The sequence below is a fragment of the Spirillospora sp. CA-108201 genome, assembly GCF_050936235.1.
Lineage (GTDB): Bacteria > Actinomycetota > Actinomycetes > Streptosporangiales > Streptosporangiaceae > Spirillospora.
On sequence record NZ_JBNJNE010000001.1, the window covers coordinates 5,520,143 to 5,535,624 of the forward strand.

A 15,482-nucleotide genomic window follows, 5' to 3' on the forward strand; every position below is an offset into this window, starting at 1 on the left:
GTACCCACCTGGATTTTCGCGTCTCGGCCCGTTTGCGGAGGTCTCAAGCGCGGAACCCGTCGACGCCGGCTGCGACCGGGTCAGGGGCGGGGGCGATGTACTCGGCGACGGCCCGGCGGGACCATGCGGTCGCCTCGGGGGCCTGTTGCGCCTCGATCTCCCCGTGCCCCCCGAGGTTGAGCCGGACCGCGACCTTCCAGCGCAGCCCCGGCGCCGGCACCCGGGGCCCGCGGTCGGTCGCGCTGCATCCGGAGCGGTTCGGCCCGTACAGGGTCTCGCGCAGTACAGCGTCGGCCGCTCCACCATTCACCGCATCATTCATGGCCCGTCGACCGAGCCACACTGACGATCAACCAGCTACGCCCCTGGCGACGGCTCGGCGGGGAAGTGGATGAGGCTCATGAGGTGGGGGTTGCGGCCAGGGCCGGGCTGGTTGCCGGTTCGGGTGGCCAGGACGGCCAGCAGTTCCCGGATCATCTCCGCCAGTTCCTCCTGGCTGAGCCACACCACGCCCTGCCGGTATCCGACACCGTCGGTGAACGGGTCGGCGGTGCCGGTGTCGAGGTAGGCGTTGAACTCGGCCAGCAGGGCGGCCATGGCGGCGGTGAACCCGCGGCGATGGTCCTGCGCCGTCATCGCGGCGCCGTCCACGGGGGTCTGCTCTGCGCGCAGCCGGTAGGTGCGTTCCACGCCGCCGCGTACCCGCTGCTCGCCGGCGACCTCCAGGATGCCGGCGTCGGCGAGGAGGGCGACGTGGCGGTAGACGGTGGTTCTGGGGATCTTGGCCAGGTGCGCGCTCAGTTCGGCGGTGGTGCGGGCGCGTCCGCCGGACAGGGCGTGCACGATGCGCAGCCGCACCGGATGCAGCAGCAGCTCGTTCTGGTCCACGCGGCAACGATCCCACATCTGGTACCGTTCCCAAAATTGGTACAGAAGTGAAGGGTGAGCACATGACGACGGACACGGTCACGACCCGGCTGAGCGCGCAGGCGGTGCGTCCCTTGCGCACGCTCGACCCGGCTGCGCCCACGGACGATCTGGACTGGCTGGACGAGGCGATCGGCGACGCCCGCGTGGTGGCGATCGGTGAGAGCGCCCACTACAACCGGGAGGCCTTCCGGCTACGCGACCGCCTCCTGCGCCACCTGGCCGAGCGGCACGGTTTCGGCGCCTATGCGATGGAGACCGGCTTTGTGGAGGCGCGGCAGGTCGATGCGTGGGTGCGCGGCACGGGCACCGACACCGACGCCGGGCAGGTGGCGGCACAGGGTCTGACGTCCTTGATGGGGCTGTGGACCGAGATGCGCGACCACCTGGCCGGGATGCGCCGCCGCAACGCCACCGCCGCACAGCCGGTCTCCTTCCACGGGATCGACCTGCCCGGCTCCAACGCCTCACTGCTGCCCGGCCTGGACGCCTTCACCGCCTACCTCGCCGACGCCGACCCCGGCTTCACCGTCGATCCGGCACTGCGGCAGACCGCGGCGGCCTTCGCGGCCACCTCGGCGTTCTCCGCCCAGCCCGCTCTGACCGCCTACCTCGGCCTGACCGCCGAAGCCAAGGACGCCCTCACCGCGGGCCTGGCCGACCTGGCGGCCCGCATGGCCGGACGGCGCCTGGAATACCGGCGCCGCACCGGCGACGAGGCCTATCGGCAGGCGCTGCGAGCCCTGCACCTGACCGCCGCGCTCGACACCACCATCCGCGCGATGGTGCGCGGAGACCAGCAGGCCGCCCTCTACGACCGGGACGCCGCCATCGCCGACACCCTCCAGTGGATCCTGGACCGCGAGGACCGGGTCGTCCTGGCCGCCCACAACGGCCACGTCCAGCGCTGGCCGACCGCCTTCCCCGGCGTCCCGGGCGCCACCCCGATGGGCATGCACCTGGCCGACAGTCTCGGCTCGGACTACCTCGCCATCGGCATGACCAGCGGCCAGGGACAGATGCTCAACGTCGGCGCCGACTTCGTCACCGGCACGCTGTTCGCCCCGATGGACCCGCCCCGTCCCGGCAGTCTGGACGCCCTGCTGCACGCCAGCCACGACGGCCCCTTCGCCACCGATCTGCGCCGCCTGGACGACACCGACACCGCCGCCGTGCGCGCCGCCACCTCCCATCGCGCCGGAAACGGCCCCTTCTACGCCGACATCGCCCCCCTCCACGCCTTCGACCTCCTCATCCACCTCCCGCAACTGACCCCCGCCACACCCGACCCCGCCGCTCTGGCCCACGCACCCGACGACGTCCAACGCCCCTTCACCCACTGGGCCAGCACGATCTGACGCACCGCCCTGCGCCAGCGTGCGGTTCAGCGACCGGGCCCCGTTGACCAGTGTCTTCATGGTGTTGACGCTGCCATCGGGACGTCGGGTTCGCCCAGGTCGGCGATGCGCGCGCAGAACTGGTAGCCGCAGATCGCGAACTCGTCGCGGCCTTCGCCCCCGATCGAGCGGCCGCCGACCGGACGCCCCCATGACCGAAACACGGAGGGAGCGCCGTGAGCACCACCCGGCCGAAGGACCAGGGGCGCCGCTGGATCGCCGAGAACCTGCTGCTCGGCAGTGCGCGTTTCCCGAAACCTCGCGAGCGTCCCGCAGTCCGCAGGCGGCTGCGAGGTGAGTTAGGGCGTTGTCCAGTGGCGGAGCTTCTCGGGGTTGCGCACCACCCAGATGCGCTGGATCCGGTCTTCCGCGATCTGGAACGCGAACACCGTCACGACGGCGCCGTCCTGCATCGCCACCAGGCCGGGCTGACCGTTGACCGTGCGCTCCAGGAACGCCATGTCGCCGGGCCTGCGCCGGGCCAGGTCGAGCCAGGCGCGCGCGATCTGCTCGCCGCCCTCGATGGGGCGCGGGAAGGTGACGGCGAGGCCGCCGCCGTCGGCGGTCGCCCTGGCGTCGGGGTCGAGCAGGCGGATGAGGGCGTCGATGTCCTGGGCCTCCCATGCCCGCTTGAACGCCCTGACGACGCCGGCGTGCTGGGCCGCCGGAGTCGCGGAGGGCCGCGCGGCGCGGACGCGGCGGCGAGCCGAGGAGGCCAGCTGGCGGCACGCCGCCGGAGTACGGCCGACGATCTCGGCCACTTCGGCGAAGGGGTGCCGGAAGACGTCGTGCAGGACGAACGCGACGCGCTCGGCCGGGGTCATCGATTCGAGCACGACCAGGAACGCCAGGCTGAGCGACTCGTCCAGGGTGACCCGGTCGGCCGGGTCGGCGGGCGCGCCGCCCGTCCGCCCGCTGATCCATTCCGTGCGCCCGGGAAGCGGCTCGGGGATCCAGTCGCCGACGTAGGTCTCTCGCCTGGCCCGGGCGGAGCCGAGCAGGTTGAGGCAGATGCGGCCGGCGACCGTCGTCAGCCAGGCGCCGGGGGACTCGATGGCGTCCTGCTGCTGCCGGGACATGGCGTACCAGCGGGTGTAGGTCTCCTGCACGGCGTCCTCGGCCTCGGCCAGCGAGCCCAGCAGCCGGTACGCGAGATTCGTCAGGCGGCGCCGCTCTCTCATGATCGCGTCCAGGCCCGGGTCGGGCGTGCCCTGCTCCGGCTCGGATCGGGTGGTCATGGCGCCGTCGCCCCCTCGGTCGTGTCGGTCCTCACCGGTTCGACAGGACGGCGCACCGGAATGTGAGGCGGCGCACCGGCCTCACATCCCGGCGGGCTGTGTTGTCGAACTGCTCAGACCGACACATCATCCAGCGGACAGGGAGCTCGGCGACACCATGACCACCTCGATTCCGGAGACATCGTTCACCGACGCGGCGTCCGGGCAGCGCCTGGAGCGGGCGGCCGCCGCGCTGACCGCGCACGGTTTCACCGTCGAGATCCTCGACGACGCCGCCGCCGCGCGAACCCGGGTCAGGGAGCTGATCCCCGAGGGCGCCGGCGTGTTCACCGGGGCCAGCGAGACCCTCCGCCTGTCCGGCATCGACGAGGACATCAACGACAGCGGACGGTACGACGCCGTCAAGCCCCGCATCCGGGCCATGGACCGCGCCACCCGGATGGACGAGGGCAGGCGGCTGTGCGCCGGTCCCGACGTCGTCGTGGGCAGCGTCCACGCGGTCACCGAGACCGGTTCCCTCGTGGTCGCCTCGGGCAGCGGAAGCCAACTGCCCGGCTACGCGGGCGGCGCCGCCCGCGCGATCTGGATCGCCGGGGCGCAGAAGGTGGTCCCCGACCTGACCGCCGCCCTGCGCCGCGTCGAAGACCACTGCCTGCCGCTGGAGAACGCCCGCGCCCTGGAGGCCTACGGGACGCCCAGCGCCGTCAACCGCCTTCTCATCCTCAACGCGGAATACCAGCCCGGACGCGGCACCGTCCTCCTGCTCCGCGAAACCATCGGATTCTGAACGCCGGGGGTCGTCCGGACGGGCGGCGGCGCACCTCGCGCCGACCGGCTCGGCGGCTCCGCGGCGGCCACGCCCTGTTCTGGGCGCGAAAGCGTTCAGGGCCGCCAGACCCTTCGGTCTGACGGCCCTGTTCGGCCGGTTCACGCTCAGGCCTTGTTGTAGGTGCGCTTGGCCCAGAGGTAGGAGAGGACGGCGAGGCCCGCGCACCAGGCGGTGGCGATGGCGCCGCTGTTGCCGATCGGGGTGCCGAGCAGGAGGCCGCGGACGGTCTCCATGATCGGCGTGAAGGGCTGGTACTCGGCGAACCAGCGCAGTGCGGTGGGCATGGAGTCGGTGGGGACGAAGCCGCTGCCGAGGAAGGGCAGCAGGATCAGGGGCATCGGGGCGTTGCTGGCCGCCTCGGGGGTCTGGGACTTCAGGCCGAGGGCGACCGACAGCCAGGTGATGGACACCGCGAACAGGGTCAGCATCCCGGCGACCGCCAGCCATTCGACGGCGGAGGCGTTCGGGCGGAAGCCGATCGCCAGCGCGATCCCGATGAGGACCGCCATGCCGAAGAGCTGCTGGACGACGCTGGCGACGACATGGCCGGTGAGGACCGAGGCCCGGGAGATCCGCATGGTGCGGAAGCGGGCGACGATGCCCTCGGTCATGTCGGTGGCGACCATGACGGCGGTTCCGGTCGCGGCGGTCGCGGCCGTCATGAGCAGGATGCCGGGGACGACGTAGTTGACGTAGGCGTCGCGGCCGCCGCCGAGGCCGCTCCCGAGGGTGCCGCCGAGCACGTAGACGAACAGCAGCAGGATGATGACCGGGGTGATGATCAGCTGCACGGTCATGGACGGGTAGCGGATCATGCGCTTGAGCTGCCGCCGGACCATGGTGGAGGAGTCGCGCGCGGCGAGGGTGAGGGTGCTCATCGGAGGGCCTCCTTGCTGTCGTCGGTGCCGCCGGCGGTTCCGCCGGTCTCGGGGGCGGCCTCCCGGCCGGTGAGGGTGAGGAAGACGTCGTCGAGGTCGGGCGTGTGCACCGACATCTCGTCGATCTCGATCGAGTGCTCGTCCAGGACGGCGAGCACGTCCCGGATCATCCGGACGCTGCCGTCGCTCGGCACCTGGAGGGTGAACGTGTCGGGGTCGGGGGCGCCGGCGCCGAGGGCCAGCGCGGCGGCGTCGAGCCGGCCCGGGTCGCCGAACCTCAGCTTGATGTGGCCGCCGGGGATGCGCCGCTTCAGCTCCTCGGCAGTGCCCTCGGCGATCAGCCTCCCGTGGTCGAGGAGGGCGATGCGGTCGGCGAGCTCGTCGGCCTCCTCCAGGTACTGCGTGGTGAGGAAGATGGTGACGCCGCTGCGGACGAGGTCGCGGACGATGCCCCACATGGCGCGGCGGCTGCGCGGGTCGAGGCCGGTGGTGGGCTCGTCCAGGAAGATCAGGCGCGGGTCGCCGACGAGCGTCATCGCCAGGTCGAGCCGGCGCTGCATCCCGCCGGAGTAGGTGGAGGCCGGCTTGCCCGCCGCGTCGACCAGGTCGAACTTCTCCAGCAGCTCCTTGGCCTTCCGCCTGCCCTCGGCCTTCGGCAGGTGCTTCAGGTCGGCCATGAGGAGGAGGTTCTCCTCACCGGTCAGCAGCTTGTCGACGGCCGAGTACTGCCCGGTCACCCCGATCGCGCCGCGCACGTCGTCGGCCTGGCGGCCGAGGTCGAACCCCGCGACCCGGACCTCGCCGGCGTCGGCGCGGGTCAGCGTGGACAGGATCTGGACGGTGGTGGTCTTGCCGGCGCCGTTCGGGCCGAGCAGGGAGAAGATCGTTCCTTCGGGGACGGCGAGGTCGATGCCGTCCAGGACGACCTTCTCGCCCTTCTTGTCGCGGTAGGACTTGCGCAGCCCGTTCGCCGCGATGGCCAGGTCGGTCATGGTGCTGCTCCTCGGGGGGTTCGTCAGGGCCGCAGGTCAGAGGCTGCGGGCGGCGATGTCGCCGTGGGAGGTGGTGGCGTGGATGTCGAGCGCGGCGGTGCCGTCGTTCTTCAGGGCGTTGGTGACGCGGCCGTGGCCGGTCCCCGCGTCCAGCGAGGCCGAGACGCCGGCGGCGGCGCCGACCGAGATGTCGCCGGACTGCGTGCTCAGGACGACCTTGCCGCCCGCGGCCTCAGCGATCCGGATGTCGCCCCGCTGGGTGCTGATCTCCGCGGGGCCGTCCAGCCGGCCGACCTCCACGTCGCCGTCGGTGGCGGTGAGGCGGACGCTCGCGGCCTCGTCCACCTTGATCGAGCGGTAGGCGCCGTCGAAGGCGACGTCGCCGAGCCGTCCGACGGCCCGGAACTCGGTGCTGGCCGCCTTCGCCTCGACCTGGGAGCCCGCGGGCAGCTGGACCGTCACCTCGACGGATCCGGAGGCGCCGAGGTACTGGTTCTTCGCCGGGACCGCGATCCGCAGGACCCCGTCGGCGTACTCGACCGCGGTCTGCTCCGCGGCCTTCACGTCGCGCCCCTTGGAGGCGTCGGCGGGCAGGACCTCGACCGCGGTGTCGGCCCGGTCGGCGGCGATCAGCTGGATGCGCCCGGCGGGGACGTCCAGGACGGCGGTGATCGGGGCGGGGGTGTCGAACTTCTGCATCGTGCTCTCCCTGCGGTTCGCCTTGCGGCTCGTCGTTTCTGACATCGCAAAAGCTACGTTGCTTTCCAGATCTACACAACGAGATCTTTGCATTGAAGCAGAGAACATGCAGGTCAGAGCGACATAATCATTGCAACGGTCTATCGCGTAACGCAACATTTCGCTCATCGATCGTTGCAATGCAATGAAGATGAACGCTATGGTGAGGGCGTCGGGCGACATCGAGGGCCCCGCGGGGCGTGAAGGGGGTCGTGATGCCCGGAGGCAGGCTCACGCAGCAGGAACGCCAGCAGATCGCGGTGGGGCTGGCCGACGGCCTCGCCTACGCCGAGATCGCCCGCCGCCTCGACCGTCCCACCTCCACGGTCACGCGCGAGGTGATGCGCAACGGCGGCCCCACCGGCTACCGCGCCGACCTGGCCCAGCACGCCACCCAGCGGCGCACGCAGCGGCGCACCCAGAACGCGCCCACGCAGGCGGCGCCGCAGCCCTACGGGCGCGACGCCGAGGCCGTGCGCGAGTACCAGGAGACCCTCACCACCGTCATGATGACGTCGGGCCTGCCCAAGATGATGGCCCGGGTGCTGGGCTGCCTCTACGTCGCCGACACCAGCCTCACCGCGTCCGACCTCACCCAGCGCCTCCAGGTCAGCCCCGCGTCCGTCTCCAAGGCGGTCACGTTCCTGGCGGACCTGGAGCTCGTCCGCCGGGAGAGCGACGGCCGCCGCGAGCGCTACGTCATCGACAACGACCTCTGGTACCAGTCGATGATCCGCAGCGTCCGCGACAACGACCGCTTCAGCGAGGCCGCCCGCCAGGGCGTCGCCGTCCTCGGCCGCGGCACCCCCGCCGCGACCCGCCTGGAGAACGCCGCCCGCTTCCTGGACTTCGTCGGCGAGAGCCTGACCCGCGCCGTGGAACAGGCCCGCGACGTCCTCAACACCAAGCCCGAAACCCCGGCCCCCACCGCCGAACCGGGCTCGGACCGCGCATAGGGGCCGTCTCACCTCACCACCGCGCGCCGGCTCCGCCTCGCAGCCGGCCGCCGGCTCCGCCTCTCAGCCGGCCGCCGGCCCCGGCCCATGGCGCAGCTCACACGAACGTCCTGTCATAGGGACGGGGGCGGCGGTGTCTCGTGTTCGTCAGGAAGCCCGCGACCGGCTCGCGCGGCACGCCGCACCACGAGTGAGGACGAAGTCATGGCGACCACGAAGGCGTCCGCGCCGCCGGCCGGCTCGCGCCGCTGGGCCGCGCTGCCGTTCATCGGCCTGGCCCAGCTAATGATCATTCTGGACGGGACGGTGGTGAACATCGCGCTGCCCTCGCTCCAGCAGGACCTGCAGATCTCCGACGGCGACCGGCAGTGGATCATCACCGCGTACACGCTGGCGTTCGGCAGCCTGCTCTTGCTCGGCGGCCGCATCGCCGACTACACCGGCCGGAGGCGGACCTTCCTGGTCGCCCTGATCGGCTTCGCCGGCGCGTCGGCGCTCGGCGGCGCGGCCTCCGACTTCGGGATGCTGCTCGCCGCCCGCGCCCTGCAGGGCGGGTTCGGCGCGCTGCTCGGGCCGTCCGCGCTGTCGCTGCTGGCCGTGACGTTCACCGGACCGAAGGACCGCGCCAGGGCCTTCGGGATCTGGGGCGCCATCTCGGCCGCGGGCGGCGCGATCGGGCTGCTGGCCGGCGGGGCGCTGACCGACTACCTGGACTGGCGCTGGTGTCTGTACATCAACATCCCCATCGCCGTGATCGCGGCGGTCGGCGGGTTCGCGCTCCTCACCGAGTCCCGGCGCCCGGGTCCGGCCCGGTTCGACTTCCTCGGCGTGCTGCCGGTCACCGGCGGCCTGGTCGCGATCGTCTACGCCACCGGCCGCGCCGGGTCGGACGGCTGGGGCTCGCCGAAGGTCCTCGGCCTGCTGGCCGCCGGCGCGGCCCTGCTCGCCGCGTTCGCCCTCGTCGAGAGCCGCGTCGCGCAGCCGCTGCTGCCGCCGCGCGTGGTCGCCGACCGCACCCGGGGCGGCGCCTACCTGGCCGTGGGCCTGGCCGTCATCGGGATGTTCGGGGCGTTCCTCTTCCTGACCTACTTCATGCAGGTCGTCGAGGGATACTCGCCGATCAGGACGGGCGTGGCCTTCCTCCCGATGGCCACGGCGGTGCTGGTGTCGGCCGGCGGTCTGGCCACCCGGCTGCTGCCCAGGGTCCCGCCGCGCGCGCTGATCGTCCCCGGCATGCTCGTCAGCGCCGCCGGCATGCTGTGGACGCTCACCCTGGAGCCCGGCACCCCCTACGCCTCCGGCGTCCTGGTCGCGGAGCTCCTGCTCGGTCTCGGGGCAGGCATGATCATGCCGGTGGCCCTCAACTACGCCACCCGCGGCGTCGATCCGGGCGACTCCGGCATCGCCTCGGCGAGCGTCAACACCGCGCAGCAGATCGGCGGTTCGATCGGCGTCGCGCTGCTCAACACCATCGCCACCGGGGCCACCGCGGACTACCTGGCCTCGCACGTCACGGGTCCGGCCGTGGCCAGGCAGGCCCTGGTGGAGGGCTTCGCGGCGGCCGGCGCCTGGTCCGCGGGGATCCTGGCGGTCGGCGCGCTGCTCGTCGCCGTCCTGATGAACACGCCGCGCCCCGAGCACCGGACCGTCCCCGGAGACGAGACCGCCCCCGCGGACGCCGGACCGCTGGACCTGACGCCGGGAACCCCCGCGCACAGCGTCTGACAGGCCTGTAGCGACGACTCCGAGCCACCCGCCGAGACCCCGCGCAGCGGCCCGAGGATCAGGTACCTGATCCTCGGGCCGCTGCGGCGGCGCGTCCACGTGGGTTTCGGGGTCGTCGGCGCGACGGGGGGATCAGGCGGCCAGTCCGCGTAGGACGAGGTCGACCTGGTGCTCGATCGCGCCGGGCGCCGGCTCGGGGACGAGTTGCACGATCCGGATGAGACCGAGCAGCTGGTAGGCGATGTCGTCCGCGGTGACGTCCGGGGCGAGGCTGCGGTCGGCGGCGGATCGCTCGACGGCTTCGCGGCCGACGGTTCTCAGATGGGCGAGGCATCGCTCCAGATCCGCGTCCGAGGGGGATCCTCCCGCGAGCAGGTCGATCATGGCCCGGTTGGCGGCGAGCCGCGCCAGCGTCCTGGTGAAGATCTCGCGCAGTCCGTCGATCGCCGGCCCCCGGGCGGGGAGGCGGGCGACGGCGAGGTCCGCGAGATCGGACCCCGTGATGGCCCGCACGAGGTCCTCCCTGGTGGGGAAGTGCCGGTAGAGCGTGCCGACGCCGACTCCGGCCGCCGCCGCCACCGCGCGCATGTCGACGGAGAGCCCGTGCCGCCGGAACGCGTCCTGCGCGGCGTTCAGGATCCGCTCCCTGTTCGCCGCGGCGTCGCGTCGCTGCCTGCGCCCTTCTGCCATGCCCCGCAGCATATCGATACGGAACATGAGTTCCGTATCGCTGCTAGGCTCTTCCGGAACACGTGTTCCGGAATGATGGGAGTGGGCCGTGAGGACGATCGTGGTCACGGGAGGCACGGACGGGATGGGCGCCGCCCTGGCGCGCCGCCGCCTCGCCGAGGGCGACCGGGTGGTGGTGGTCGGACGCAGCCGCGCCAAGTTCGAGGCGCTGGTCGCGGCCGCGGCGAGCCGGTCCCCTTCGGCGCCGTCCAGGGCCGAGTTCCTCGCGGCCGACCTCTCCCTCGTCGAGGACGGCCGCCGCGTGGTCGACCATCTGCGGGAGGGCTGCGAACGCATCGACGCGCTGGTGCTCGCGGCGTCGTACATCCGCCGGGTCCGGCACGGCACGCCCGAAGGCCACGAGGCGTCCTGGGCCCTGTTCTTCCTCAGCAAGTACCTGTTCGTCACGCGGCTCGCCGACCTTCTGCGCGCCGGCGACAGGCCGGTCGTCGTCAACACGTCCGTCCCGGGCGCCCGCCCGGACGCCATCGCGTTCGACGACCTGGAGATGGTCGAGGGGTTCACCTTCAGACGATCGAACGCCCAGCAGCGCCGGGCGAACGAACTGCTCGGAATCCTCGCCACCGACCGGAACCCGGATCTCGGCTACGTCACCTGGGGGCCCGCGCGGCTCGTCCGCTCCAGCTTCGCCGGCGAACCGGGGCCGGGCATGAAGATCGCTGCCGCCGTCTTCGGGACGCTGCTGGGCCGGCGTCCCGACGAGGCGATCCAGCCGATCTCCGAGATCATCGACGCCCCGTCCCCCGGTCGGGCCGCCTACCGCGGCGCCGGGAGGCGCCCGCTCACCGTCGGCGCCCACGACGAGAAGGACGCCGCACGCCTCGCCTCCGCCGTCGAGGAGAGTCTCTAGTGTCTTCGAGACAGCCCGGCGGCGAAAAGGGTCACGCGGGGTCCGTGCCGGGCGGACGGCCCCGGAGGTAGGCCAGGACGGCGAGGACCCTGCGGTGCGTGTCGTCGGTCTGGGGGAGGTCGAGTTTGGCCAGGATGCTGCGCACGTGCTTGCCCACGGTCGCGTCGGTGACGACCAGCCGCCGGGCGATGGCGGCGTTGGAGTGCCCTTCGGCGATCAGCGCGAGCACCTCGTGCTCGCGCGGGGACAGCGCCGCGAGCGGGTCCCGGCGGCGGCCGATGAGCTGCCGGATGACCTGCGCGTCCACCACCGTGCCGCCGTCCAGCACCTGGCGCAGCGCCGCGACGAAGTCGGCCACGTCCACCACCCGGTCCTTGAGCAGGTAGCCGACCCGGCGGCCGTCGCCGGAGTCCAGCAGGTCGGCGGCGTAGCTCAGCTCGACGTACTGGCTGAGCGCCACGACCGCGAGTCCCGGGTCGGCGCGGCGCAGCCGCACGGCGGCGCGCAGGCCCTCGTCGGAGAAGTCCGGCGGCATCCGGATGTCGGTGATGACCAGGTCGGGGCGGTGGCGGGCGACGGCCGCGAGCAGGGCCCCGGCGTCGTCGACGGCCGCCGCGACGTCGAAGCCGAACCTGGCCAGCAGCCCGGCCAGGCCCTCCCGCAGCAGGACGCCGTCCTCGGCGAGGACTACCCGGACGGGGGTCGGTTCGGTTCGCAAGGGAGCTCCACACGGACGAGGGTCGGGCCCCCGGCGGGGCTCGACACGAGCAGTCTGCCGTCGATCACCGCCACCCGGTCGGCGAGGCCGGTCAGCCCGGTGCCGCGCGCCGGGTCGGCGCCGCCCGCGCCGTCGTCGCCGATCTCCAGGGCGAGGACGCCGCCGGCCAGGCGCGCGGACACCGCGGCCCGGTCGGCGCCGCTGTGCTTGGCGGCGTTGGTGAGCGCCTCGGCGGCGGCGAAGTAGGCCGTGCTCTCGACCTGGCGGGGCAGCCGTCCGGGCAGGTCGGCCTCGACGGTGACCGCGAGCGGGGACCGGTCCGCCAGCTCGCCCAGCGCCGCCGCCAGGCCCCGGTCGGTGAGGACGCGGGGATGGATCCCGTGGACGAGTTCCCGCAGCTCGGTCATGAGCCGCTTGGCCTCGGCGTGGGCGTCGGCGACGCTGCCGGCCGCCGGGGATCCGGGCGGCAGGTCCACGCGGGCGATCCCGAGTTTGAGGGTGAGCGAGAGGAGCCGCTGCTGGGCGCCGTCGTGCAGGTCGCGCTCGATGCGGCGGCGCTCGGCCTCGAACGCGTCGACCAGCCGGGCGCGGGACCGCGCGACCTCGACCAGCTCGGCCTGGAGCCGCTCGCCGGAGCCGTTGCGCAGCAGGGCCCGGGCGAGCGCGCCCTGCGCCGCCGCGACCAGGGCCAGCAGGTACGGGACGGCGGGCAGCAGCACCAGGCCGGCGGCCGCGTAGGGCAGCGCCGCCCCCGCCGTCGCGATCGTCACCGGGCCGAGCGCCATCGGGCCGTCGCCGCCGAGCAGGATCAGCGGGGCGGCCACCGCGCCGAACTCGAAGGCGAACACCGACAGCAGCGCCGTGTAGAGGACGGGGACGGCGGCCGTCAGCAGCACGAAGTAGCCGAGCGCGCGCCAGGTGACCGGCTCGGTGCAGCGGGTGCGCAGCCACGGCAGGACGCCCCGCTCGGGCGGCCGCCGGTGCCCCGGCCCCGCCGGGCGGGCGTCCACCAGGCGGAGCCGGCGCCGTTCCAGCCCGGTCAGCGGAATCGTCGCCGCCGGACCGAGCCCCGCGACCAGCAGCAGGCCCGCGACGGCCGCCGGCGCCCGCTCGCCGAGGGCGGCGTCCGAGGAGGCGGCCAGGAGCAGCGGCAGGCCGAGCAGCACCAGCGGCACGCCCGCCGCGACCGCGACGGCCGCGGTCGACAGCAGGTAGGCGGCGGCGCGCCAGGGCCAGGCCGTCAGCAGGAACCCGCGGCGCCCCATCGCGGCCAGCAGGGTGGGCGGCGGGTCGTTCGGCACAGGCGTACGCTAACCGACCCCGCGACGTGCCCGGCCCCCGCGAACGCAGAGGTAGTGCCAGGCATACCTCCAAGTTGGTGGATCGCCGTGATGCGGCCGGCGGCCCCGCGGCGGTGGGATCGAGGCATGAGACGAAAGCTTTCCGCACGGGTGGCCGCTCCCCTGGCCGGCGTCGCCGCCGCGGCACTGATCGCCGGGCTCGGATACGCCTGGCCCCGTCCCGCCCCGGTCGCGGCGCAGGCGGCGTCCCACCGGACCGCCGGCTGGTCGCAGAGCTGGGGCGCGGCGATGCAGCGGCCGATCGCCGGCGGCGAGGACGAGGGGCCGAACTGGTCGGCGGAAGGCTTCGGCGACCACTCGCTGCGCCAGGTCGTCCGGCTCAGCACCGGCGGCGCGCAGGTCCGGATCCGGCTGTCCAACCGGTACGGGACCCGGCCGCTGCGGGTCGCCGCCGCGGCCGTCGCCCGCTCGGCGGGCGGGGCCCAGGCGTGGCCGGGGACCACCGCGGCGCTGAGGTTCGGCGGCGCGCGGTCCGCCACCGTGGCGCCGGGCGCCGAGACCGTCAGCGACCCGGTGCCGCTGGCCACCGTCCCGCTGGAGAAGCTGGCGGTGACGCTGCGTTTCACCGGGTCCACGGGGCCCGCGACCTTCCACCGCTTCACCACCCAGCCCGCCTACCGCGCCTCCGGCGACCACCTGTCCGACGAGGGCGGCGGCGCCTACACCGCCTCCACCGACGCGCTCTACTACCTGGCGGGCGCGGAGGTCGCCGGCGGGAACGGCACGGGCACGGTGGTCGCGTTCGGGGACTCGCTCATCGACGGCGTCGGAGCCGCGCCCGGCGCCGACGCGCGCCTGCCGGACGCGCTGGCCGAGCGCCTCGCCGCCGACCGCGACCCGCTCGGCGTCGTCAACACGGGCATCGGCGGCAACCGGCTGCGCTACGACTCGGCGTGCGCCGGGGAGAAGGCCACCGCCCGGTTCGCCCGCGACGTCCTGGACCGTCCCGGCGTGCGGGCGGTGATCGTCCACCTGGGCGCCAACGACATCCGCGTCACCCCCGGCGACCCGTGCCTGCGGCCGGGCGGACCGGCGAACGCCGCGCAGGTCATCGCCGCCCAGCGGCAGCTCGTCCGCGCCGCCCGGGCCCGCGGCCTCAAGGTCGTCGGGACGACCATCCTCCCGATGAAGGGCGCCCTCTTCCCCGTGTGGACACCCGAGGTCGAGAGGAACCGCGACGCGATCAACCACTGGGTCCGGACCAGCGGCGCCTTCGACGCCGTCCTGGACGCCGACCGCATCATGGCCGACCCCGCCGCCCCGGACCGTCCCCGGCTCTCGTACGTCTACCAGGACGGGCTCCACCCCAACGACGCGGGCTACCAGGCCCTGGCACGCGGCATCGACCTGCGGGCCCTGCGATGACGGCTCCCGCCCCCGCGCACGCCGCCGTCCCGGTCGCGCCGGTGCAGCTGTACCAGGTGAGCAGGCACTACGGGACGGGCGAAGCGCGGGTGCAGGCGCTCGCCGGCGTCAGCGTGTCCTTCCCCGCCGGATCCTGGACGGCCGTGATGGGCCCCTCGGGTTCGGGGAAGTCCACCCTGCTGCACTGCGCCGCCGGCCTGGACCGGGTGACCTCCGGAAACGTCCTGCTCGCCGGGCAGGACGTCACCCGCGCCCCCGACGCGACGCTGACCGCGCTGCGGCGCCGCTCCGTGGGGTTCGTCTTCCAGAACTTCAACCTGATCGGCTCGCTCACCGCCGAGCAGAACGTCGCGCTCCCGCTGAAGCTGGCCGGCGCCCGCCCGTCGCGCCGGGACGTGCGGGCCGCCCTCGCCGACGTGGGCCTGGCCGACCGCGCGCGGCACCGTCCGCGCGAGCTGTCGGGCGGCCAGCAGCAGCGGGTGGCGATCGCCCGCGCGATGGTGACGCGGCCTTCGGTGCTGTTCGCCGACGAACCCACCGGGGCCCTGGACACCGGTTCGGCCCGCACGGTCCTGCGGCTGCTGCGCCGCATGGTCGACACCGCCGGGCAGACCGTCGTGATGGTCACCCATGACCCCGTCGCGGCGGCGTGCGCCGACGCGGTGGTGTTCCTTTCCGACGGGCGCGTCGCCGACCGCCTGGTGCGCCCGTCCGCCGCCCAGGTCGCCGAGCGGCTCACGCGGATGGAGGGCTGACGG

At 73.7% G+C, this 15,482-nt stretch carries 16 protein-coding genes; 7 read left to right on the forward strand and 9 right to left on the reverse strand.

The window, feature by feature from the left end:
• Positions 1-43: 43 nt before the first annotated feature.
• The gene (locus ACQEU6_RS26505; RefSeq protein ID WP_499335735.1) at positions 44-310 is read right to left on the reverse strand and encodes a hypothetical protein; all 267 of its coding nucleotides are present in this window, start codon (positions 308-310) and stop codon (positions 44-46) included.
• A 47-nt stretch (positions 311-357) separates the two neighbouring features.
• Entirely contained in the window at positions 358-888 is a 531-nt protein-coding gene (locus ACQEU6_RS26510) for a helix-turn-helix domain-containing protein (protein ID WP_499335736.1), read from the reverse strand.
• 62 nt (positions 889-950) lie between these two features.
• Here ACQEU6_RS26510 and ACQEU6_RS26515 point away from each other — a divergent pair, with 62 nt between their 5' ends.
• Complete coding sequence (locus ACQEU6_RS26515; RefSeq protein ID WP_499335737.1) at positions 951-2,285, forward strand: erythromycin esterase family protein; 1,335 nt, start codon at positions 951-953, stop codon at positions 2,283-2,285.
• 338 nt (positions 2,286-2,623) lie between these two features.
• Here the strand turns inward: ACQEU6_RS26515 and sigJ are convergent, their stop codons facing one another.
• Positions 2,624-3,562 carry an RNA polymerase sigma factor SigJ gene (gene sigJ / locus ACQEU6_RS26520; protein WP_499335738.1) on the reverse strand — a complete coding sequence of 313 codons (939 nt, stop codon included), beginning with the start codon at positions 3,560-3,562 and terminating at the stop codon, positions 2,624-2,626.
• 157 nt (positions 3,563-3,719) lie between these two features.
• Between sigJ and ACQEU6_RS26525 the strand changes: the two genes are divergently transcribed.
• Entirely contained in the window at positions 3,720-4,349 is a 630-nt protein-coding gene (locus ACQEU6_RS26525; RefSeq protein ID WP_499335739.1) for an LUD domain-containing protein, read from the forward strand.
• Between the two features lie 146 nt (positions 4,350-4,495).
• On the opposite strand, the gene ACQEU6_RS26530 is transcribed toward ACQEU6_RS26525, so the two are convergent.
• From ACQEU6_RS26530 to ACQEU6_RS26540, 3 genes are read right to left on the reverse strand one after another with little or no spacing between them, the layout of a single operon-like run.
• Positions 4,496-5,269: an ABC transporter permease gene (locus tag ACQEU6_RS26530; RefSeq protein ID WP_499335740.1), complete on the reverse strand. Its 774-nt coding sequence runs from the start codon at positions 5,267-5,269 to the stop codon at positions 4,496-4,498.
• The gene (locus tag ACQEU6_RS26535) at positions 5,266-6,261 is read right to left on the reverse strand and encodes an ATP-binding cassette domain-containing protein (RefSeq protein WP_499335741.1); all 996 of its coding nucleotides are present in this window, start codon (positions 6,259-6,261) and stop codon (positions 5,266-5,268) included. Before ACQEU6_RS26535 ends, ACQEU6_RS26530 begins: the two co-directional genes overlap by 4 nt.
• Before the next feature lie 36 nt (positions 6,262-6,297).
• Positions 6,298-6,960 (reverse strand): DUF4097 family beta strand repeat-containing protein, encoded by a 663-nt coding sequence (locus tag ACQEU6_RS26540; protein WP_499335742.1) that lies wholly within the window; start codon positions 6,958-6,960, stop codon positions 6,298-6,300.
• Between the two features lie 254 nt (positions 6,961-7,214).
• Between ACQEU6_RS26540 and ACQEU6_RS26545 the strand changes: the two genes are divergently transcribed.
• Both ACQEU6_RS26545 and ACQEU6_RS26550 read left to right on the forward strand, forming a co-directional pair.
• Positions 7,215-7,955 carry a GbsR/MarR family transcriptional regulator gene (locus ACQEU6_RS26545; protein ID WP_499335743.1) on the forward strand — a complete coding sequence of 247 codons (741 nt, stop codon included), beginning with the start codon at positions 7,215-7,217 and terminating at the stop codon, positions 7,953-7,955.
• A 204-nt stretch (positions 7,956-8,159) separates the two neighbouring features.
• Positions 8,160-9,680, forward strand: a complete 1,521-nt coding sequence (locus ACQEU6_RS26550; protein WP_499335744.1) for an MFS transporter — start codon at positions 8,160-8,162, stop codon at positions 9,678-9,680.
• Positions 9,681-9,812: 132 nt separating this feature from the next.
• On the opposite strand, the gene ACQEU6_RS26555 is transcribed toward ACQEU6_RS26550, so the two are convergent.
• Positions 9,813-10,370 (reverse strand): TetR/AcrR family transcriptional regulator, encoded by a 558-nt coding sequence (locus tag ACQEU6_RS26555; RefSeq protein WP_499335745.1) that lies wholly within the window; start codon positions 10,368-10,370, stop codon positions 9,813-9,815.
• Positions 10,371-10,458: 88 nt separating this feature from the next.
• On the opposite strand from ACQEU6_RS26555, the gene ACQEU6_RS26560 reads away from it, so the two are divergent.
• Positions 10,459-11,280, forward strand: a complete 822-nt coding sequence (locus tag ACQEU6_RS26560; RefSeq protein ID WP_499335746.1) for an SDR family NAD(P)-dependent oxidoreductase — start codon at positions 10,459-10,461, stop codon at positions 11,278-11,280.
• A gap of 31 nt (positions 11,281-11,311) precedes the next feature.
• On the opposite strand, the gene ACQEU6_RS26565 is transcribed toward ACQEU6_RS26560, so the two are convergent.
• Together ACQEU6_RS26565 and ACQEU6_RS26570 are read right to left on the reverse strand one after the other, a co-directional pair.
• Positions 11,312-11,998 carry a response regulator gene (locus tag ACQEU6_RS26565; protein ID WP_499335747.1) on the reverse strand — a complete coding sequence of 229 codons (687 nt, stop codon included), beginning with the start codon at positions 11,996-11,998 and terminating at the stop codon, positions 11,312-11,314.
• Entirely contained in the window at positions 11,968-13,299 is a 1,332-nt protein-coding gene (locus ACQEU6_RS26570; protein ID WP_499335748.1) for a sensor histidine kinase, read from the reverse strand. Before ACQEU6_RS26570 ends, ACQEU6_RS26565 begins: the two co-directional genes overlap by 31 nt.
• A gap of 126 nt (positions 13,300-13,425) precedes the next feature.
• Here ACQEU6_RS26570 and ACQEU6_RS26575 point away from each other — a divergent pair, with 126 nt between their 5' ends.
• The gene (locus tag ACQEU6_RS26575; protein WP_499335749.1) at positions 13,426-14,724 is read left to right on the forward strand and encodes an SGNH/GDSL hydrolase family protein; all 1,299 of its coding nucleotides are present in this window, start codon (positions 13,426-13,428) and stop codon (positions 14,722-14,724) included.
• Positions 14,721-15,479 (forward strand): ABC transporter ATP-binding protein, encoded by a 759-nt coding sequence (locus ACQEU6_RS26580; protein ID WP_499335750.1) that lies wholly within the window; start codon positions 14,721-14,723, stop codon positions 15,477-15,479. The genes ACQEU6_RS26575 and ACQEU6_RS26580 overlap by 4 nt, the downstream gene beginning before the upstream one ends.
• Positions 15,480-15,482: the final 3 nt, after the last annotated feature.